General features: G+C 51.0%; 21 protein-coding genes. 14 read left to right on the plus strand and 7 right to left on the minus strand.

The annotated features are described in order from the left end of the window. Positions 1–45: 45 nt before the first annotated feature. Entirely contained in the window at positions 46–1695 is a 1650-nt protein-coding gene (locus tag NFR19_RS04235) for a glucosyltransferase domain-containing protein (RefSeq protein WP_251212544.1), read from the minus strand. Positions 1696–1776: 81 nt separating this feature from the next. On the opposite strand from NFR19_RS04235, the gene NFR19_RS04240 reads away from it, so the two are divergent. From NFR19_RS04240 to NFR19_RS04255, 4 genes are all read left to right on the plus strand, one after another. Next, the gene (locus NFR19_RS04240) at positions 1777–2904 is read left to right on the plus strand and encodes an FAD-dependent oxidoreductase (RefSeq protein ID WP_285813449.1); all 1128 of its coding nucleotides are present in this window, start codon (positions 1777–1779) and stop codon (positions 2902–2904) included. Continuing rightward, on the plus strand, positions 2897–3835 hold the full coding sequence (locus NFR19_RS04245; protein ID WP_251212546.1) for a glycosyltransferase: 939 nt from the start codon (positions 2897–2899) through the stop codon (positions 3833–3835). Before NFR19_RS04240 ends, NFR19_RS04245 begins: the two co-directional genes overlap by 8 nt. A gap of 11 nt (positions 3836–3846) precedes the next feature. Beyond that, positions 3847–4602: a glycosyltransferase gene (locus tag NFR19_RS04250; RefSeq protein WP_251212547.1), complete on the plus strand. Its 756-nt coding sequence runs from the start codon at positions 3847–3849 to the stop codon at positions 4600–4602. 97 nt (positions 4603–4699) lie between these two features. Then, the gene (locus NFR19_RS04255) at positions 4700–5533 is read left to right on the plus strand and encodes an NAD-dependent epimerase/dehydratase family protein (RefSeq protein ID WP_251212548.1); all 834 of its coding nucleotides are present in this window, start codon (positions 4700–4702) and stop codon (positions 5531–5533) included. Positions 5534–5559: 26 nt separating this feature from the next. Here NFR19_RS04255 and NFR19_RS04260 read toward each other — a convergent pair whose 3' ends face one another. Beyond that, positions 5560–6033, minus strand: coding sequence for a hypothetical protein (locus NFR19_RS04260; RefSeq protein WP_251212549.1), 474 nt, complete (start codon positions 6031–6033; stop codon positions 5560–5562). Positions 6034–6224: 191 nt separating this feature from the next. Between NFR19_RS04260 and NFR19_RS04265 the strand changes: the two genes are divergently transcribed. Both NFR19_RS04265 and NFR19_RS04270 read left to right on the plus strand, forming a co-directional pair. Beyond that, positions 6225–6569, plus strand: a complete 345-nt coding sequence (locus NFR19_RS04265; protein ID WP_251212550.1) for a hypothetical protein — start codon at positions 6225–6227, stop codon at positions 6567–6569. A gap of 19 nt (positions 6570–6588) precedes the next feature. Next, positions 6589–7491, plus strand: coding sequence for a hypothetical protein (locus NFR19_RS04270; protein ID WP_251212551.1), 903 nt, complete (start codon positions 6589–6591; stop codon positions 7489–7491). A 158-nt stretch (positions 7492–7649) separates the two neighbouring features. Here NFR19_RS04270 and NFR19_RS04275 read toward each other — a convergent pair whose 3' ends face one another. After that, the gene (locus NFR19_RS04275; RefSeq protein ID WP_251212552.1) at positions 7650–8390 is read right to left on the minus strand and encodes a TIR domain-containing protein; all 741 of its coding nucleotides are present in this window, start codon (positions 8388–8390) and stop codon (positions 7650–7652) included. 270 nt (positions 8391–8660) lie between these two features. On the opposite strand from NFR19_RS04275, the gene NFR19_RS04280 reads away from it, so the two are divergent. Genes NFR19_RS04280 through NFR19_RS04290 form a run of 3 tightly spaced genes read left to right on the plus strand, consistent with a single transcriptional unit; the run spans position 8661 to position 11545 of the window. Further along, positions 8661–9503, plus strand: a complete 843-nt coding sequence (locus tag NFR19_RS04280; RefSeq protein ID WP_251212553.1) for a sce7726 family protein — start codon at positions 8661–8663, stop codon at positions 9501–9503. 12 nt (positions 9504–9515) lie between these two features. Next, complete coding sequence (locus tag NFR19_RS04285) at positions 9516–10451, plus strand: sce7725 family protein (protein WP_251212554.1); 936 nt, start codon at positions 9516–9518, stop codon at positions 10449–10451. After that, entirely contained in the window at positions 10448–11545 is a 1098-nt protein-coding gene (locus tag NFR19_RS04290) for an RES family NAD+ phosphorylase (RefSeq protein ID WP_251212555.1), read from the plus strand. The genes NFR19_RS04285 and NFR19_RS04290 overlap by 4 nt, the downstream gene beginning before the upstream one ends. A 293-nt stretch (positions 11546–11838) precedes the next feature. Here the strand turns inward: NFR19_RS04290 and NFR19_RS04295 are convergent, their stop codons facing one another. Continuing rightward, on the minus strand, positions 11839–12345 hold the full coding sequence (locus tag NFR19_RS04295) for a hypothetical protein (protein ID WP_251212556.1): 507 nt from the start codon (positions 12343–12345) through the stop codon (positions 11839–11841). Positions 12346–12777: 432 nt separating this feature from the next. Here NFR19_RS04295 and NFR19_RS04300 point away from each other — a divergent pair, with 432 nt between their 5' ends. Continuing rightward, a complete protein-coding gene (locus NFR19_RS04300; protein ID WP_251212557.1) occupies positions 12778–13275 on the plus strand; it encodes a GNAT family N-acetyltransferase in 498 nt (165 codons plus the stop codon). A gap of 341 nt (positions 13276–13616) precedes the next feature. Here NFR19_RS04300 and NFR19_RS04305 read toward each other — a convergent pair whose 3' ends face one another. Then, on the minus strand, positions 13617–14369 hold the full coding sequence (locus tag NFR19_RS04305; RefSeq protein ID WP_251212558.1) for a Fic family protein: 753 nt from the start codon (positions 14367–14369) through the stop codon (positions 13617–13619). Between the two features lie 364 nt (positions 14370–14733). Here NFR19_RS04305 and rfbA point away from each other — a divergent pair, with 364 nt between their 5' ends. The 4 genes from rfbA to rfbC all read left to right on the plus strand — a co-directional run bounded on the left by rfbA (position 14734) and on the right by rfbC (position 18260). Beyond that, positions 14734–15636: a glucose-1-phosphate thymidylyltransferase RfbA gene (gene rfbA / locus NFR19_RS04310; protein ID WP_251212559.1), complete on the plus strand. Its 903-nt coding sequence runs from the start codon at positions 14734–14736 to the stop codon at positions 15634–15636. Next, positions 15636–16544 carry a dTDP-4-dehydrorhamnose reductase gene (rfbD, locus tag NFR19_RS04315; protein WP_251212560.1) on the plus strand — a complete coding sequence of 303 codons (909 nt, stop codon included), beginning with the start codon at positions 15636–15638 and terminating at the stop codon, positions 16542–16544. Before rfbA ends, rfbD begins: the two co-directional genes overlap by 1 nt. Next, positions 16537–17559, plus strand: a complete 1023-nt coding sequence (gene rfbB / locus NFR19_RS04320) for a dTDP-glucose 4,6-dehydratase (RefSeq protein ID WP_251212561.1) — start codon at positions 16537–16539, stop codon at positions 17557–17559. Before rfbD ends, rfbB begins: the two co-directional genes overlap by 8 nt. A gap of 107 nt (positions 17560–17666) precedes the next feature. Beyond that, positions 17667–18260, plus strand: coding sequence for a dTDP-4-dehydrorhamnose 3,5-epimerase (rfbC, locus tag NFR19_RS04325; RefSeq protein ID WP_251212562.1), 594 nt, complete (start codon positions 17667–17669; stop codon positions 18258–18260). Between the two features lie 64 nt (positions 18261–18324). Here rfbC and NFR19_RS04330 read toward each other — a convergent pair whose 3' ends face one another. Then, positions 18325–18594, minus strand: coding sequence for a type II toxin-antitoxin system RelE family toxin (locus NFR19_RS04330; protein ID WP_251212563.1), 270 nt, complete (start codon positions 18592–18594; stop codon positions 18325–18327). Beyond that, on the minus strand, positions 18591–18815 hold the full coding sequence (gene relB, locus NFR19_RS04335) for a type II toxin-antitoxin system RelB family antitoxin (protein ID WP_251212564.1): 225 nt from the start codon (positions 18813–18815) through the stop codon (positions 18591–18593). Before relB ends, NFR19_RS04330 begins: the two co-directional genes overlap by 4 nt. Positions 18816–18873 lie beyond the last annotated feature (58 nt).

Genomic DNA, 18873 nt, shown 5'->3' on the forward strand with positions numbered 1-18873 from the left:
AACAGATAATAGGAAGGAAGTCATATATAGTGGGGCACCCTGTTCTTAATCCAGTTTTACTACGACGCATTTTCCGATCATTTGGCAACTATTCTTTGCGGGAAAGCTGTCCATGCGCTGGACATCCTCTAGAGAAGCATACCATGCGATCGTATTCTCATCCGCAACTTCGATATTACAGCCGATGATGTTATCAATGTAGGATTGGAGCGTCTGAGGATATGTGACAGACATATTTGAACCCAAGCCGATTTCCCGTGCGTTTTTTGGTCCCTTCCAAATAGGTGGATAGGAAAAATCGGGAAAGAGGAAAGAGCGATCCACCGTCAAATACTCTGAGCCTGCAAACCAACCTACGAAAACGACCTTTGTTTCTCCTGGAATATAACCATCCACCTGCTCAACTCTATCTAAGATTCGCGTCATGGTAGAAAGGGTGGACTGCGCTTCCAAATCTTTTTTGAGGTAGATGTCGTTGGAATAGATGATGTTGCTTATACAAAGAATACCTATTGCGACTGGGACCCCGGCTTTTACGGCGAGAGACAGGACTTTATTTGGAATCCTCGGCGTGCGAGAAATGGATGGAGTGGGAAAGGGATGATTTAGATTCAGATCGAGGACCACGAAAAAAAGAAGATAGAGAAAAGAAAAGGAATAGAACATCAGTCCATGAACGATGCCCTTTGCTAGGATAAATGTACAGTCTATGGCGAGCGGGAAAAGGAAGATTAAAAAAATAGCCATGGCGATACGTGGTAAAACGGCTCTGTTTTTTGTCAGGATGCGGCCTATACCTATAAGGGTGAATACGCTGATGATGATATTGATGAGGCCGGAGACAGCAACGTATCTGGTTTCAGGGAAGGTGAGAAGCTGAAAAGGAAGCGTATAGGCTCCCAATAAGAGATTCTTTTTCGAAATCCGTGCAAAATCTCCGATTCCCTCGATTCCATTCGTGTCTTGAGAGAGTGATATGTTCGCTATGGAAACAGCAACCCAAGTACCGATCACATAGAGGATTGCTGCTAGGACAAGCACAATGAGAGCGCCACAAACATGCTTCCAAATTGCCTTCAAGGGTACGCCACATAAGCATTCACGGATAAGAAAGATCAGCAATACAGCAAGAAAGGTTTGTATGTAGCTTTGATACAGGGCTAAGGAGAAAAAAAGAAACACGCTACCGAGGAGGTAATTCCTTAAACCCTTTTTCGACCAAAGCCATCCAGCTAACACGCTTGTCAACATTGCAAGCATGTAAATATCGAACCAATTGATATAGGTCGCATTCAATAATGCAAGGGTGGTATTAGCGGACAGGACGCCACTTATGAGAACAATGTAAATTGGCTTGCCGAGTTCGAACATTTTTCCCAAAACGAAGACAGCGGCTGCCACGAATATCGAGCCAAGAATTCCGATAAGAAAGGGAGCTGCTGCATCGCCGCGAATAAAGAGATAAAGCGGTTGCAAAAATCTACCGAGGCTGATTTCTTGTAATACATCAAGGCTTTGATTGAGAAGAAGAGAATCGTGCGAAACCAGCAGCCCGTTCATCCAGCGGTAAAGATGTGCGGCGAACATCCAAATAAAAGTGGAAACGAATGCCCACGATCCGGCGCTTCCTGCAGAGTTGAAAGGCCGCATAAAAACTGCAGTGAAATTAACGTCTTTGAACGAAGCCGATGGCATGCCCTTTTAATTCCTCCGCCCAATTCAAGTAGAATATATCAGAAGTATAAGCGATGTCTTCTTTGCGAAAACGGATAAGATGTGCGAAGTTTCGACAGGATTATATTAGGAGCCGGCCTCTACGGCTTATACGCTGCGGTGCAGAGCGCTCAGCAAGGTTGCTCTGTGCTGGTGCTGGAATGCGATGAGGCGCCGTTCACGCGGGCGACCTATGTGAACCAAGCCCGTGTGCATCAGGGCTACCATTACCCCCGTTCGCTGTATACAGCCACGAGATCGGCGGGCTATTTCAGGCGTTTCAGCGAGGACTATGGATTCTGCATCAACGATTCCTTTGAGCAAATCTATGCCACGTCCTCTGCCATGTCTTGGTCGGACGCACAGCAGTTCCAGGATTTCTGCCGAGCCGCGGACATCCCCTGTGAAGAAGTGGACTCGGACAGGTTTTTCAAAACGGGCATGTGCGACGGGGCGTTCAAGACCCAGGAATACACCTATGATGCGATGCTGCTGAAAGACCATTTCCTCGAAGAGCTTAAAGGGATGTCTGGGATTGACGTGAGGTACGATTCAAGGACGCGGGCTATTCGGAAGGATGGCGACAGGTTCGTCATCGAGTTAGAGAGCAGGGAAGTGGTTGAAACGGGCTTCCTTATCAACACCACCTATGCCTCGGTCAATCAGGTGCTCGACCTGCTTGGGCTCGACCTGTTCAAGATCAAGTATGAGCTCTGCGAGATAACCCTCTGCGAGCCCAGCGATGAGCTGCGGGGGTATGGGCTGACGGTCATGGACGGCCCTTTCTTCTCCATCATGCCCTTCGGGAAGACGGGTCTCCATTCTTTGACGTCGGTCTCGTTCACGCCCCATGAGGCCTCCTATGCGGCATTACCCACATTCCGCTGCCAAGATGAGGTGGGTACCTACTGTTCTCCCCACCATTTGGGGAATTGCGATGCTTGCCCAGCGCGACCGACCAGCGCATTCCCGTTCATGGCCAATCTGGCCCGGAAATACCTGCTTGATCGCTATGGGTTCACCTACAAGGGATCTTTGTATTCGATGAAGCCGATCCTGAAGAGCTCGGAGATCGATGATTCCCGCCCCACGGTGATACGAGTGCATTCGGAGGACCCCACGCTGGTCTCGGTCCTCTCGGGAAAGATCAATACGATCTACGACATGGATGAGGTGTTGGGTTGTGACTGATGCTGTGCAGGCGTTCGTTTCGGCTGTGGTGTATGTGCGCAACGACGAGGCGGGTATCTATGGATTCTTGAAGTGGCTTGGTCCGGCTTTGGAAGAGCGCTTCTTCCAGGTTGAGGTGGTCTGTGTCGACGATGCTTCTGCGGATGGCAGTGCCGACGAGATCCGGCGTGCGGCAGCAGAGCTGCCGGGGGTGACGCTGACGATTATCCATATGGGGTATCACCATGGGCGGGAAGCCGCTATGCGGGCTGGGGATGACCTGGCTATCGGGGATTATGTGTTCGAATTCGACCGGGCGGTGCCTGAATTCCCGCTTTCAGCGCTCGATGAGGCGTTTAAGACCATGATGGAGGGATATGACATCGTCGGCGTCGCTCCGCGGGGACGGCGGCGCTTCACGTCGAAGCTGTTCTATAAGGTGATCAATCACTCTGCGGGTGTCGCTAATGATCTTGATACCGAGACATTTCGGATCCTGAGCCGGCGAGCTCTCAATCGTATTCAGAGCACCAGTCAGGCTTTCCCCTACAGAAAAGCCCTGTATGCGAATTCTGGTTTGCCCCAGGCAACAGTCTCATATGAAATATGCGATGGGGGGGGTCGGAGCGAAAAACGGGATGCGGAGGATGGTCGATACCGGTTGCGCATTGCTGTGGATGCCCTGGTCCTGTTCACGCAGACCGGCTATAAGGTGGCGCTCGGCTTCTCCTTCTTCATGATGGCGGTGGCGCTGTTCATGATCGTCTATTCCTTTGTCTCCTATTTCGCAGGCATCACGGTGTCGGGCTGGATGACGACGGTCCTCTTCATGGCATTCGCGTTCTTCGGCCTGTTCGGAATATTGGCTATCGTGTTGAAGTACCTGCAGATCATCGTCGATCTGGTATTCAAGAAGAAGGCGTACATCTTCGAGGGCATCGAGCGGAATTAGAAAGGGTGGCGATGGAGGAGAGCCGCGACAGCGCTTGGGTCGAGATCCTTTCCCCGGTGCGCAATGAAGAGGGGCGCCTTGAGGAGGGAATAGAGAAGACGGTCGGATTCTTGGAGCCTGCCCATGCGGGCGAGTATCGGCTCACGATCGTCGACAACGATTCCCATGACGGCACGCAGCGGATCGCTGAGCAGCTCTGCGAGAAGCATCCGCAGGTCTCCTATCTCAGGATCGACCGAAGGGGGGTCGGGGCGGCGGTCCGGGCGGGTGTGGCGCAGAGCCGATGCCCTGTGGTGGGCTATATGGATATAGATCTTGCCACGGATCTGCGGCACGTGGATGAAGTGCTCGATCTGTTCCGGGAGCGCCCCGACCTGGAGATGGTGAATGGGTCGCGCTGGGCCCGGGGGTATGGCGCCACGGGCAGGGGCTTGAAGAGGACCATCACCTCCATGGGTCTGACGGCGGTGCTCAAAGTTGCGCTAGGGATGGAGGCGTCTGATGCGATTTGCGGCTTCAAGTTCTTCCGGCGCGAGATAGCCGAGGCGCTGATCGATGCGGCGGATCGTGATGAAGATGGGTGGTTCTTCATCATCGAGATGCTGCTGTTGGCCGAGCGCGGGGGCGTGAGGATCCATGAGCTGCCGGTGGTATGGAGAGATGACGGCCATTCGTCGGTGGAGGTGGGATCGGTGATCCGTAGCTATCTGACCCAGATCGCGAAGCTGCGAAAGCGTTTCGGCCTGCGTGCGGCGAGCGGTGAGTGAAGAGGGAGGGGAGGTTCTTTTGGGTGCACAGGTGCTTGTCGGTTCGACGGGGCTCGTTGGACAGAATCTCCTCCGTTCACGGGATTTCGATCTCGCTGTGCATTCGACCGATGTGGACCGGGCTTTCGGGGCTGATCGCTCGCTCGTGGTGTATGCGGGCGTGCCGGGGACCAAGCATCTGGTCAACCGTGACCCCGAGAGCGACTTGCGGATCATCCTTGATGCGAGGGAGAATCTGCGCCGTATAGGGGCAGAGAAGGTGGTGCTGATATCCACGGTCGATGTGTACGGGGATTCTCGGGGAAAGACGGAAGACGACGAGCCGGGTGGTGGGGGCCTGACGCGGTACGGCGAGCATCGCCTGCGCTTGGAAGGGTGGGTCCGGGAAGATTTCCCCGATGCGCTGATCGTGCGGCTGCCGGCCATCTACGGCGTGGGCCTGAAGAAGAATTTCGTGCATGACGTGATGCACCCTGCGCCGCCGCTGTTGGCAGAGGAGGCCTATCGCCGTTTGTCGCGATCGGCGCCTCTCGTGGAGCAGGGGTATGCGCCAGCAGCGAACGGCTTCTTCGTGCTGCGCAGCGATCGGGCGGAATCGCTGGACGCATGGTTCGCAGACCAAGGGTTCAATGCGCTGAGTTACACGGATAGCCGATCGCGCTTCCAGTTCTATCCTCTGGATCGCTTGTGGGACGACATCACGGCAACTTTGGAGGGCGATGTTCGGCTGCTCAACATCGCGGTGCCCCCTGTTTCTGCCGGCGAAGCCTACGAATGCATCTTCGGCAAAGCATGGACCAACCACCGGGATGCGCCGCCAGCCGACTACGACATGAGGAGCATTCATTATCCGGAAAGAGACGGATCACCAGGATACCTTTGCACCAAAGAAGAAGAACTGCAGGCATTGAGAAGGTTCGTTCTAGGCTGACAGCTGCGAGATGGGGGAATGCATCGCTATCGGGGTTTAGCTAAGGAATACCCCGCTGAAGCATTCTTCACGGTCGCGTCGATCATGATCGATATCCCGAAGCAGAGGGCCAGCGAAAGCAGAGGGTTGAGCGTAAGGCTAAGGACAGATTTGAGGTATTTGATCACCAGTTGATGGATCAAGAACAGCTGCATGCTGATGTCGCCGAGGTAAACGAGGGTCTTGCAGCGGAGGATGCGCGATGCGAGCGACGGAAGCGCGGAATGGCGGGGGGGGGGTCTCAAGGCTATAGGCGGATGCGACCAGGAGCAAAGAGGGGACGCACTACATACTGCCTTGCCCTTGGAGGAAAGGAATGTCAGGAACCCGGATAGGGATATGAACAGGGAAACACCTAGCGTGCCCAATCCGCTGGGTAGCCAGCTTCCCAGGAAGGAACAATGAGACAACATGATGGCGATGATCGCCAACGCACGCAGGGATTGAAGCGATTTGATCATGCGGGTGGATCCTTACCGCGGTCCTTGGTATTGATATGCGATAGCACATCCGACTTTATCAAAGATCCAATCCATTCCGGTAAGTTTTTCGAAAGGAGGAACTTTCGGAAATGGACTGATCTATTTAATGCATGGCCCGATGTTTTTCACTATTCTCTTAAGGTGACGCGAAAAAGAAAAGGGAGAGTTAGATGCCGGGTAAAAAACCAGATATGGGAATAGGAACGGATTTTGCATGGAATCTTCTGAATGTAAGCGATTTTGAGACGTCGGTTGATTTGGTAGAGTTTGAAGAAAGCCTTGAGGAAAGCGGCTTTATAGAGTATTGCTCCGAGCATCTAGATTGCAATCAAGGAGAGCTTGCTGGCGGTACCCTTCACGACTGTTTGCGCATGTGGGTATATTGTTGTGAATGCGCAAAAGAAGCGCCACTGCCTTTTCCTGCTGACTTTGAGAACGTTGCCGATGGTATGGGGTTTGATGGTTTCCTATCCTCTTATCGGGAGGGAGTGCCGCTAGAGGATATCTGCGCGTGACAGCGGAACGGATTTGGACATGGCCGAAGTTGAAGTTGAACAGAAACTGTACTGCTGGGTCATCCAAAAAACGGAGAAGAACCCTTTTCCTCTGAAGGAGTATCGGGATAACCCCTTGCCGAATGCACTGGCACTCCTCCTGTATGCGGGGGGCTTTGAAGATAACCTCCTGGTCTCGCCGGGCTACCTTTCCACAACAGAAGCAAGGGTCGAGCATTTCTTCTCCTCGTTCGATGCGATGTTCAAACCGATTGTCGGCTCTATACCAACGGATCCCTATGTAGGGCTTTTGCATGGCATGGCAAACGGCGCTACCAAAAAAGCTTACGAGGCTTTATATCAAAAAGAATTGAGAGGGGGCAATCATGTGTTCCGTTTCGGCCCTATCATCGAGCTGGATGCAACGAAGCCCAATCACTCTAAAGTGGTCTTTTTTTATGAGCCTAAAAGCGGCACTATAGAACAGTGCTTGAAAAGATATTCTTGTCAGTATTTCAAGCAGGTTGCTGGCAAGCTTTCGCATCTTGAGTTGATCGACGGGTTCTTAGACGATATAGATGTCTGCGCTGCTTCGATCGGGTCGAGCAATTTCTCTGACAGCACATATTTCGGTGGTGCGAATAAGGCTTTCTCGTATGGCGAGACGGATACTTTACTTTTTGCAGCGGATGCATCTGATGCAAAAAGTCCCTATTCAGCCATCGTGAATTACTATGCGAGCCAAGACGGCAAAGCGGCACTCGACTCGATATATGATGACTGGACTCAAGGGGAACGGGATTGGTTCGATGAGAGGATGCAGATCCTGCAAGACGTGGTGTTGAGCGAGGCCATCTATTATCCTCGTGGAGAACAATCGGACCTCACGAGCTATTTGAAAGACCTGCTGCGCACATACCTCCTCGGCTGGGTTGGAGCATAGTACGTTGCGTGGCAGTAGTTTGGTTTGGTGCAGGAAGATGGGGGATAAATTCCTTGTGAGTTCAACTTTTGCTTACGTTTTGCAGCCAGATATATCGCGCAACGGCATACGTGATGTTTTGTGCGGAGTTAGATTCTTGGTATTTGCGATTCGAACTGTTATAGCAGGCAAATGTCGATGGAATGTCCCCTTTTGTTGAGTTCTTTTGCAAGAGGAACCTGTATGTCTTCGATATCGTCTTCGAAGGGAATATAGATTAGGCCGTCAATATCTGAAGGAGGCTCCATTTCCTCCGCTTTGCTTAAAAGGATTGCGACATTTTCCCTTCCGAGTTTTGCAAGAAGCATTCCCATTTCAAGAACGACATTCTGCCTCGCGCGATATTTCTTTGCTGACTCCTGAGTTTTTGGATATCCCACATCGTCGGGAGTGGCCAAGACAATGCCAAAGCTTGTTTGCGGAATGTAGCTTTCTAGTTTCTCGATTATAGTTTTTCCACTAGATTCAAGCTGATCAAGGATTATCGGATTCAAGTTCCAACGCCGTAGCATAGCTTCGAGCTGACCACGGGTTTTTTTATCGTGTCCGTATACGACAAAGACATTTTTGCTACAAGCATCAGGATGATCTTCTGCTCGTTGGAGCAAGGTTCTTACTTCGTCGGTATTCTTTCCTTGTATTGAATATGCTCCCGTATCAAAAGAGTTGATAATACAGCCGTTTCGAAGTTCGATCCTGTAACCGAGATCATTTCCTAGTCGGCTTTCTTTTGTAATTGCGAATCCATTGGCATCGATGAGTTTCTTAATCTCTTCTTTATGCATGGAAACTCCTATGAAGACGCTTAGCATTAATAATGGAATTATACCTATTGGTGCCTCTAAACCTGTCTTATTCACGGTAACTAACCGATTTCTTGAATGTATGTGCCTTTTAATCTTATTAGTAGCAAGACCGATTCGTTTGTTGTGCGGCGGTTTTATAACTGAAAGGGAAGTACGGTTTCGAGTACAGCTATGATCGATGAATGCGCTTCTATTGAAGAGGACGCGTTTGGCGCGATCCTTTCGGGAAAGGTAATCTGGGTTTCAAAAGAGCTTGTACGGCGGCATCTCAAATATTTGCTATGATTGCTCTGGTATTGCAAAAGTAACGGAGAAGGTGTGTTGATGGAGACGAGTTGTCTTAATATGCTTTTCTCGAAGCGTTCCATGATGCAGCTTGCCGATAGCGGAACTTGTGAGGCATTTTGTGAGGCAGTGGTCCGTTTTGTAGGCCGGCGCAAATGCATAACAAATGGTGAGGCTTTGTCAAATGTCTTTTCGTATATGAAAAGACATTATCGGAACGAATATGTGTACAAGAGCCTTCTTCTGAAAAAGATTGTTTATGGTCGACATAGTCCGCATACAACTTCGGCGTTATGCGAACTTCCGGTAGGTGGTTCCATTGCAGATTTCGTACTTATTAATGGCAAGGCATGCGTGTATGAGATCAAGACAGATTTAGACAATTTGGTTAGGCTTGAAGCGCAAATACAAGATTACTACCGTGCTTTTCGTTTCGTGTCGGTGGTTTGCTCAGAGGGAATGTCTAAAAGCCTTTCGAAGTTTTTGGAAGACTCTCCGGTTGGGCTAATGGTCTTAACTAGGAATCTGACATTTAGAACATTAAAAGAGCCTGTTTGTTGCGATACTGGAATAGATTCATTTGTGCAGTTTGATCTTCTCAGGAAAAGTGAGCGAGAGGATGTTATTCTTCAATGTGGCGGGATCCTACCAGAGACGACGCAAGTTCAATATTATTCTGCATGTCTTAAGGCATTCAAGAAGCTAAATCCCGAACATCGGATGGCAGCTTTCGAAGGGACCCTGAAGAAGAGAGGGGATTTTATTGACCAAGAAGCTCTTTTGCTTTATCCGGAGGAATTTAGATTAATTGCATACAATCACGGGGCAAACGTTCGGCAGGCTATGCAACTCCAGCAGTTTTCGCGGTCGTTATATCGGTAGTTGGAGGTTGGGATGTATTTTCCTTTCTTAAGAGGACGCCAAAATGAGCTTTTGGCCATTCGTGAACTGCAAAGCAAAGGTAGATTAAGTCGAGTTACTCCTATTATCGAGCCTGTAAAAGCCTCATCAACTCTCCTATCGGTTCTTGAGCAATTTCGCCAAGATGAGAAAGAAATCATTTTGGTTTGTAGTCCTACTGTTGGTTCTTTCGAAAAGGAGCTAAATCAAGATTTTGAATATCGAGATAAATTCAACAACGTGATTGCAAACAGTATGAATCTCGTCAACCTGTACCTTTGCGGGCAGGGCCTTGATGATGCGGAAGTCTTTATGGTTGCCCATGATGATGCCTCTAGGGCATATTTACTTACGGCAGATAACAGACGCATATATGAGAAGGCGTGTGATAGGGTTTTTCCTCGATATACGCTAGTTTCAGATTCCAAACAGCGCATTCGTCGAAAAGCGCGCGGGGACCGAATAACATTGGAATCGGCATTTAAGCCCCAGCCAAGGAATATTGATTATCGGGCACATGAAGATGATTTTTTGACCGAAGAACTCTTTTACTATTCGCAGGATGGTTTTTGTGGCTTTTCCGATTTTTCAGTGATAGGCGAAGAATACAATGAGGGTGGTTTTTTGCCCAAAGTGGTTGCACTTCATCTTGTGTATCTAAATGAAGAAAATGAGCAGTTGCGTATCAGGCACTTTACTTCGTCGGATAATGTGATCGGATCTGATATTGGCAGGAAATATCATGATGCTCTGGGCAGCCTATTAAAGTGGGCCGAGAAAAATGCCAGCCTACTCAGACCGACATGTGCCCTTGAAGAGATGAATGAGATATTTAAGGCAGAACGCTTTCCGGGGTTAGGTGTTGCAAAAAAGCTAGCCATAATGCATCACCTTGAGATGGTAAATATTTTGCTAGAGGAGCGGAAATGAAATGCTGCCCCTCTTGTTTCAAAGATGGGATTGCGAAAGAGTTGGTGACCACGCTTTCGTCGCCCGGTAATGGTTTATGTGATGTATGCGGCTCAAAAACTGAAATTTTTTTGGAAATAACTCCCGAATCTGAGTTGTCTGAACAATTTGCGGACTTGCTTAGTGTTTTTTCTGCCGTAAAGGATTGCAGAGAATCCTATGAAACGCTGTTCGACGCGTTTTGCGGGACTTGGAATATTTTTGATAGTATTTCGCGCGATGCGTTTGAGAGACTGCTTAAATCTATGTTTCCGGCCAACCAGAGAATCGCAAAGCTTTTGAAAAGCCGAGTGGCTTTAGATCCGAGCCCGGACCCTAAATGCAATTTTGCGCTTAATTTTTTCGGGGAAAAGGATTGGTGTGAATTTGCTCAAGAAATTAAACATATTCATCGCTATCATGCGACCATAGTTCGAAGGGATGTTTTACGGGATCTTTTTAACGCGCTTGAACTAGTGGTTACATCAGGAGGAAGTAGATGGTTTCGTGCGCGTCGTTGGAACAATAAGAGCATAAGTGATTTATCGGTGAATGAGCTCAAAGAGCCTTCCGAAAAAGAAGCAAAAGGGGGCCGCATGAGTCCTGAAGGCGTGCGGTGTCTGTATATATCGAACAATATCGAAGGTGCAATGGCGGAAATTAGGGCATCCAAGCATGATGACATCGCAATAATGGAGATGTCCCCTAGTCGAGATTTAAAAATTCTTGATCTTAGCCGAATAGACAGGATAAGTCCTTTTGATGAAACTGTTGATTGTAGAAAGTTAGCTTCCAATTTAATCAATTTGAATCAGATAAAGGATGCTTTAGTCAAACCTATGCGCTCAACAGATGATGCGATTGAGTATGTTCCTACACAATATATTGCTGATTTTGCACGCAGCATAGGATTCGATGGAATTGGCTATCATAGCGTACTACATGAAAGAAATGGGTTGCCCACCTACAATATTGCTAGTTTTCTTGGTTTTGATGAGGCGTTTATTTGCGAGAGTATTTCCATGTATAACGTTAAAAATATTCACCTTGATGTTGGTAGATTCTGCACAAAATAATAAGCCTAGGGACATTCGCGGTCGAAATCGGTCCGCACTCCGAAGATGCGGTCGAGGCGCTTGGAGGACCATTTTTTTGAAGTTGATGCGCTGCGCATCGCGTTTTCCGGTATCGCTATTCTTGATGCAGCAGAACAGGCAGTACACGAATCGCTCATAGAGTTCATTGAGCACGCAATCGGCCTTAAGGTCCGAAAGGTCGGGATTCTTCAGATTGAAAGAGATGTCGTTTTCATATGGGGAAACGGGGTCGCACTTCAAGTGCAAGGATAGAGGCTCAGAAACGGGAAGATTTAGCTGCTGGGCAGCGACATGCCCATTCCAGATCTGAGCCCATGCGAATAGGAATACCTTTCCTTGTTGGTAGATTGAGAGTGGGTGAAACGTCTGACCGCATGCTTCATTGCGAGCATTAGCGGTGCCATCGAGAACGACTCGCGTTGATGTCCGAGCATGGATCCCGCAGGTGGCTTTCCCGTGAACGTGCTTATGATATTGAAAGCAGAGGCGCTTTTCCCGAGGAGGATATAGGCTTCATTGTAGAGCGCGTCCCACTTCGCAAGGCTCTCTTCGAGTGCTGATTTGTTGTTGGCGAGAAGATCATGAGTTTGAATGCGAAGCTGCATGAACAGGTCGGACAGCTTCTCGGCGAAAGACAACTCTGCTTCGTATCGATTGAAGTTCACTTTGGAGCTTCGCTCATGCTCGTAGTCCCGCCGCTTCGACTTGTGCGTAAAGTGCCCAAGAATCGCACGGCCGATGATGAATAGGACGACGCTCGGGAATATGGCAACGCTCAAAAGAAAGCATCAATGCTTTCGCCCTTTTGCAAAGCATCGTAGGCTGCTCCGAATATCTCCAGCATTTCGGAACCCTTTCATGGATAGAGTGTCGTCAATACGCATATACCGAAACGAACGATGGCGCAGCAGGCCGTGAGGGATGGTAGGCGATTCGCTGAGATTGATTACCCTGTAAAATGTAAATCGGTTTTGTATAGACACAGACGATATCATTTTGAAATGGAATAAGCTCCATCTGTGAGACACTAAGCATGGGAATACTTTACGTATAAAGTATTTTGCATTTTATATTTTGACGTCATTCAGTTTGGTTTGTTGCGGTCTCGGATGAAGATTTGGCCGCCAGAGCGAGAGGGGCGTGTTTGATGCAAGAAGCATCTATGGGCTGATTGCAACAAAAAAGTGTCATTTCTCGGGTTGGAGGAACCCATGTGGCTGACAGTCGCGGAAGCTAAAAAAGCTGATAGGAAGTATGTTTGCGAGATAAGAGAAAATCTTTGTACGGGATGTGTATGTGAAATCGGAATTCGGGCTATAGAAGGATTCGCTGAGGTGGTGGAGGATTTTTCAGAGGATTTGGGGCGTGCTGCAATCCAGATAGGAAAGAAAACGTCGGGTAGTCCGCACGGCTATTTGAAGCATTTTAGAATACGGGTCCAAGATGATAACAGGGGTTGTGGCATTGGGACGGAGTTGCTTTATTGTCTGCATCATATGGTCGATGTGATAGATCCGGCATTAAAGCGGATTGACGGCTGTGAAGCAAATCCCGAGAATGAAGCCTTTCGAGATGGTCTGCTTAGGTTTTATAGGAAATGCGGGTTTGTGGTATCTGAAAATGGTCACAAAATAATCGAGCGAAAGCGCATTTGTCCTTTGAGGTTTTGGATGAAACTCCATTTTGATAAAAAAACATTGAGAAATTAGCAAAGTGTGTCGATTCTATCGACAAAGAAGAAGGATTTTAGCTAAGAGTAATTCAGTACTAATGTACTGAATTGGCTGAAATATGCATATATTGTATCGCCCTAGGGCCATATATATGATTTGGGAAGCGTCGTTGTAGATTCGTCGAATATTTCGCATGCAAGATCAACTTACGTCTTGTCTAGCGGAGGTTCATTTATGGCAAGAGGACTGAGGGATCACTAGATCAGCTCCCAATGGCCGGTTCTGTTCGATCCGATGCGTTCGATCAGGCCGTCTGCTTTCAGGCTGCTGAGGATTCGTTGGGTTTGGCATGTGGAGATGCCAAGACTCGCTCCTCTCTAGGCAGCGGTGAGAGCGGGGTCTTCCTTCAGCAGTTGCAGCGCCTGTTGAGACCGGGAAGCTTCGGCGGGGATACCCTCGGAGAGGAAGGCTATCCGCTTGCTCAGTTCTTCTTCGAGGCACGAAGAGAACAATCGGATGAAGCGCGCGGGGTCCTCATCAGCTTGCCATGCCTCTAGGGAGGTCTTATATTCTCGGGAGTTGTCCACTTTGATGGCGATCGGGGGGAACTCCGCCTGTTGCAGTTGATGATTCATCAGAAGCCGGCCGGTACGGCCGTTCCCGTCAGCGAAGGGGTGTATGCGTTCGAACGCTGCATGGAACCAGGCTATGGCTGGCAGCGCTCCTTGCTCTTCGACTAGCTGCCCATACCCGAAGACGAGGTCATCCATGGCGCTGCGTATCTTATGGGCTGCAAGGGGGACCGTGCGAGAAGCGCGGATGATCGCAGGTGTGCTTCGGTAGGACCCCCGCGCACGCGGTTGCAGGTCGAGCGCGCATCTCTCATGCAGATCGCGGATGAGGTCTTGGTCAAGAGGTGCATCGCTTTCCAGGGCATCTTCCAGGAATGCGCTTGCTTCGAAGATGCGCCGCGCGGCTACCTGCTCTCGACCTGGCTTGCCGCTGACGAATTCGCCTTCGTAGATCACCTCGGTCTCAGCCAGGGTGAGCGTCGACCCTTCGATGGCGTTCGAGTTGAAGGCCATCCGTACCAGGAGGTCTTCAATGTAACTTTGCTGGGCCAGTTCCATCTTTTCTGAGAGTGGGAAGAAGGAGCGTCACCGGTTTTTGGAGAGGTTTCAACTCTTTTAAGGCATCGATATCAGTGATGGATGGGGTTATGATGTCGAGCACAGCGCCTCTTTCTTCGTAATGTCGTAATAAATAGCATATTTACGGTGTTTTGCAGAAATATGTCGTAATATACGCTCTTTTAATACGACATGATTCGTGGGTTTGTTTCGGGGTGTGGTCGGGAAGGAGTTCATTGATCGGACAAAGGGAAGCACACCCTTAGTCCTTGTTGACATCTGAGACGCATCGGGATTTATCAAGTGCGCCTATGTGAGGTTTCCCTATAATAAAGAAAGATGAAACACCGATGAAAGCAGGCGCATGAAGGGTATCATTCTTGCGGGGGGTAGCGGTACGCGGCTCTACCCGTTGACCACCGTGACCAGCAAGCAGCTTTTGCCGGTCTACGATAAGCCAATGATCTACTACCCGCTGTCGGTGCTGATGATGGCGGGCATTCGTGACATTCTGATCATCTCCACGCCAGCCGACCTGCCGAACTTCGAGCGGCTATTGGGTACCGGCGAGCAGTTCGGCGTGAACCTCTCCTATGCTGAGCAGCCCTCGCCCGATGGCCTCGCGCAGGCGTTCATCATCGGTGAGGACTTCATCGCGGGCGACTCGTGCGCGCTGGTGCTGGGAGATAACATCTTCTACGGCAACGGGCTGAGCCGCCATTTGCGCCGTGCGGTGGAAGCGGCTGAGGATGCGGGCGGCGCTACCGTGTTCGGCTATTACGTGGAGGACCCAGAGCGTTTTGGTGTGGTGGAGTTCGATGACGATTACAACGCCATCTCCATCGAGGAGAAGCCGGAGCATCCAAAGTCGAACTATGCGGTCACGGGCCTGTATTTCTACGATGCGCGCGTGTGCGAGCTGGCCAAGCAAGTGAAGCCTTCTGCGCGCGGCGAGCTTGAGATCACCACGCTCAACCAGATGTATCTGGAAGACGGCAGTTTGAACGTGGTAACGCTCGGGCGCGGGTATGCATGGTTGGATACGGGCACCATGGAGTCGCTGTTCGAGGCAAGCGAATTCGTGCGGGTGATCGAGCGCAGCCAGGGGCTGCCGGTGGCCATGATCGAAGAGATCGCCTACGAAAACGGCTGGATCACCCTAGACGAGTTGCGCACCGCGGCGCAGCGCTGCGGCAAAAGCGTATATGGCCAATACTTGATGAAGATCGTTGAAGGGCGCGTTCTGCCGCATAAGGAGCGTGCCTGATGCGCATCTTAGTGACGGGCGCCTCTGGTCAATTGGGGTGCGAGCTGCGCCATTGTCTTGAGACCATGCAGGCCGAGATCGGTCCCATCCCCGAGGAATACCGCGACGCTGCCGTCGTCTACACCGATACGCCTGACCTTGACATCACGAACGGCGATGCGGTCGATGAGGCGGTGCGCCTCGGCCGCTATGATCTGGTCATCAATTGCGCCGCGATGACGAACGTGGATGGCTGCGAAGCAAATGAGAGCATGGCGCGTCTAGTGAACGCCATCGGCGCGTGGAACCTAGCGCGCGCCACCAAGGAGAACGGCATTCCCCTTGTGCACGTTTCCACCGACTACGTCTTCCCGGGAAATGAGCCAGGCGAGCGCGCGGAGAGCGATCCGGTGAGCCCCTTGAGCGCTTATGGGCGCAGCAAGCTTGAGGGCGAGAAGCTCGTGGCGAATGCCAACAACCGGCATTTCATCGTGCGTACCGCATGGCTCTATGGCTATGTGGGCAAGAACTTCGTGAAGACGATGATGCGGCTGGGGGAGTCGCATGACGAGGTCACGGTGGTGGACGATCAGTTGGGCAACCCGACCTCTGCGAACGATCTAGCGTACGAGATACTGAAGCTGGCGTTGACGCACGATTACGGCGTGTACCACTGCACGAACGAGGGTACCTGCAGCTGGGCTGATTTCGCTGAGGCCATCATGGTGGGTGCGGGGTTGGATTGCAAGGTCGTTCGTTGCACGAGCGAGGAATACAAGCAGGCGCACCCGGAAAGCGCTGATCGCCCGCATTTCTCGTCGCTCAAGAATCAGCATCTGGAACAGGCTATCGGCAATGAGATGCGCTCGTGGCAGGACGCGCTCCAAAGCTATTTCGATCAGAGGGAAGAGAGGAACTCCGATGTCTGAGAGGTCGTGTGAGCCGAAGCGGATCATCGTGACCGGTGGTGCGGGATTCATCGGGAGCAACTTCGTGCACTGGGTGGTGGAGAATCAGCCCGGCGTGCATGTGACCGTTTTGGATGCGCTCACCTATGCGGGCAATCGCGCGAATTTGGATGGCATTTCGGCTGACCGCATGACGTTCGTGCACGGGGATATCTGCGATGCAACTCTGGTGGACCAGCTGATGACTGACGCAGATGCTGTCGTTCATTTCGCGGCGGAATCGCACAACGATAACTCCATCACCGATCCGGCGCCGTTCGTGCGGACGAATGTGGAGGGCACCTTCACCTTGCTTGAGGCGGCGCGGAAGCACGGCACGCGCTTTCACCACATCTCGACCGATGAAGTCTACGGCGATTTGGCGCTGGATGACCCGGCGCGTTTCACGGAAGAGACGCCATATTGTCCCAGTAGCCCGTACAGTTCCAGCAAAGCGTCGTCAGACATGTTGGTGCGCGCGTGGCATCGTACCTACGGCGTGGATGCTACCATCTCGAATTGCTCGAACAATTACGGGCCGCGCCAGCATATTGAGAAGTTCATTCCGCGACAGATCACCAACATCCTGAGCAGCAATCGCCCGAAGCTCTACGGCGATGGTCTGAACGTGCGCGATTGGATCCACACGGAGGACCATTCGAGTGCAGTGTGGGAGATCCTGACGCGTGGGCGCTCGGGCGAGACATATCTGATCGGTGCGGATGGGGAACGCAATAACATCGACGTGCTGCGTGCGATTCTGGAGGCCATGGGCAAAAGCGCTGACGATTTCGACTGGGTGCGCGATCGCCCGGGGCACGACCGCCGCTATGCGATCGATTCTGCGAAGCTGCGCCGCGAACTCGGTTGGCAGCCCAAGCGCACCGATTTCGCGCAGGGATTGGCTGAGACTATTCAGTGGTATACCGATAATCCGAAATGGTGGCGGGGTGCCAAGGAAGCGGTTGAGGCCAAGTACGCAGCGCAAGGCCAGTAGGAGCGGGGCGGCATTGCGAGAGCGCTCTGTGATCCTGAGAGCCGCCTTGAAAGCGACACGGGCGCTCCTGATACACAAGTGCAAAGATAGCTAAGCAAGAGAGGGAAATGATGGCGACAGGTGACCAGGTCATATCTGGCAACTTCACGTTCATAGAGACCTCCATCGAAGGCGTTGTGATCGTGGATGTAAAGAGCTATGGCGACGATCGCGGGTACTTCATGGAAACCTACAAGCGCCCTGATTTCGTTGTGGGTGGCATCGTCTGCGATTTCGTGCAAGACAATCAGTCGTTCTCAACGCGCGGCGTGCTGCGCGGTCTGCATTATCAGATTGAGCATCCACAGTCGAAGCTGGTGCGCGTGATCGAAGGCACCGTATTCGATGTGGCGGTGGACCTTCGCCCGAGCAGCCCCACGTATGGGAAGTGGGAAGGTGTCATCCTCTCCGCCGAGAACCGTCGTCAGTTCTTCATTCCGCGCGGGTTCGCGCATGGGTTTCTTGTGCTCAGCGATACGGCCACCTTCTGTTACAAGTGTGATGATGTGTATCACCCCAACGACGAGGGCGGTCTTATGTGGAATGACCCAGCCATCGGCATCGAATGGCCTGCCTTGGAGGGTGATGCGGCGTTCGACTCCGCACAGGTGCTTTTGAGCGAGAAGGACACGAAGCACCCTTCGTTATCATCTCTGCGTTAGACGCGATTGTTCAAAGCTTTTGGCTGGGATATTGTGAAAGAGAGCATGATGCTCTCTTTCACAATTAGCGTTTGTAGACTTCACTACGATGGCCAATCTCAATGGCAAGGATTATCAACGCACCATCATCAATATCGCAGAGAACGCGATAGTTGCCTATGCGATATCTCCATATGCCCGACTTGTCGCCTTTAAGCGATTTGCCATATGCGCGAGGGTCGGAACAGCCATCGAGGTGCTTGATAAGCCAGGAGACGATCACTTTGCGCACGCTTGGATTGAGCTTAGAGAGCTGCTTATCTGCTCTTTTCGAGAATCTAAGTTGCCATGTCATAAGTACTTCTTTGCGACATCCTCTGCGGAAAGCGATACAGGATCTGCATCGAATTCAGCCTTGGCTTCGTACCAAGTGCGGAGGTCTAGCTCGTCTTCGATCTTCTCCAAGACGGAATCGCGGATGAATTCCGATATGCTCATTCCAAATGTTTGGGCATAGTCGGATACGAGTTGTTTTTCTGCGGCATCTAGCCTGATCGTCATCGTTGTTGAAGCCATCACTCCTCCTCTATTGTGTAAGACATTGTAACACAGTAAGAGGAAAGAGACGTTGGAG

The sequence above is a fragment of the Adlercreutzia murintestinalis genome (assembly GCF_943192905.1).
Taxonomy (GTDB): Bacteria; Actinomycetota; Coriobacteriia; order Coriobacteriales; family Eggerthellaceae; genus Adlercreutzia_A; species Adlercreutzia_A murintestinalis.

Coding starts and splice junctions, on each gene's coding strand:
- NFR19_RS04235 (WP_251212544.1), bottom strand. CDS start 1,695: ATGCCATCGGCTTCGTTCAAAGACGTTAATTTCACTGCAGTTTTTATG.
- NFR19_RS04250 (WP_251212547.1), top strand. CDS start 3,847: ATGGAGGAGAGCCGCGACAGCGCTTGGGTCGAGATCCTTTCCCCGGTG.
- NFR19_RS04260 (WP_251212549.1), bottom strand. CDS start 6,033: ATGATCAAATCGCTTCAATCCCTGCGTGCGTTGGCGATCATCGCCATC.
- NFR19_RS04265 (WP_251212550.1), top strand. CDS start 6,225: ATGCCGGGTAAAAAACCAGATATGGGAATAGGAACGGATTTTGCATGG.
- NFR19_RS04270 (WP_251212551.1), top strand. CDS start 6,589: ATGGCCGAAGTTGAAGTTGAACAGAAACTGTACTGCTGGGTCATCCAA.
- NFR19_RS04280 (WP_251212553.1), top strand. CDS start 8,661: ATGGAGACGAGTTGTCTTAATATGCTTTTCTCGAAGCGTTCCATGATG.
- NFR19_RS04285 (WP_251212554.1), top strand. CDS start 9,516: ATGTATTTTCCTTTCTTAAGAGGACGCCAAAATGAGCTTTTGGCCATT.
- NFR19_RS04290 (WP_251212555.1), top strand. CDS start 10,448: ATGAAATGCTGCCCCTCTTGTTTCAAAGATGGGATTGCGAAAGAGTTG.
- NFR19_RS04300 (WP_251212557.1), top strand. CDS start 12,778: ATGTGGCTGACAGTCGCGGAAGCTAAAAAAGCTGATAGGAAGTATGTT.
- NFR19_RS04305 (WP_251212558.1), bottom strand. CDS start 14,369: ATGGAACTGGCCCAGCAAAGTTACATTGAAGACCTCCTGGTACGGATG.
- rfbA (WP_251212559.1), top strand. CDS start 14,734: ATGAAGGGTATCATTCTTGCGGGGGGTAGCGGTACGCGGCTCTACCCG.
- rfbD (WP_251212560.1), top strand. CDS start 15,636: ATGCGCATCTTAGTGACGGGCGCCTCTGGTCAATTGGGGTGCGAGCTG.
- rfbB (WP_251212561.1), top strand. CDS start 16,537: ATGTCTGAGAGGTCGTGTGAGCCGAAGCGGATCATCGTGACCGGTGGT.
- rfbC (WP_251212562.1), top strand. CDS start 17,667: ATGATGGCGACAGGTGACCAGGTCATATCTGGCAACTTCACGTTCATA.
- NFR19_RS04330 (WP_251212563.1), bottom strand. CDS start 18,594: ATGACATGGCAACTTAGATTCTCGAAAAGAGCAGATAAGCAGCTCTCT.
- relB (WP_251212564.1), bottom strand. CDS start 18,815: ATGGCTTCAACAACGATGACGATCAGGCTAGATGCCGCAGAAAAACAA.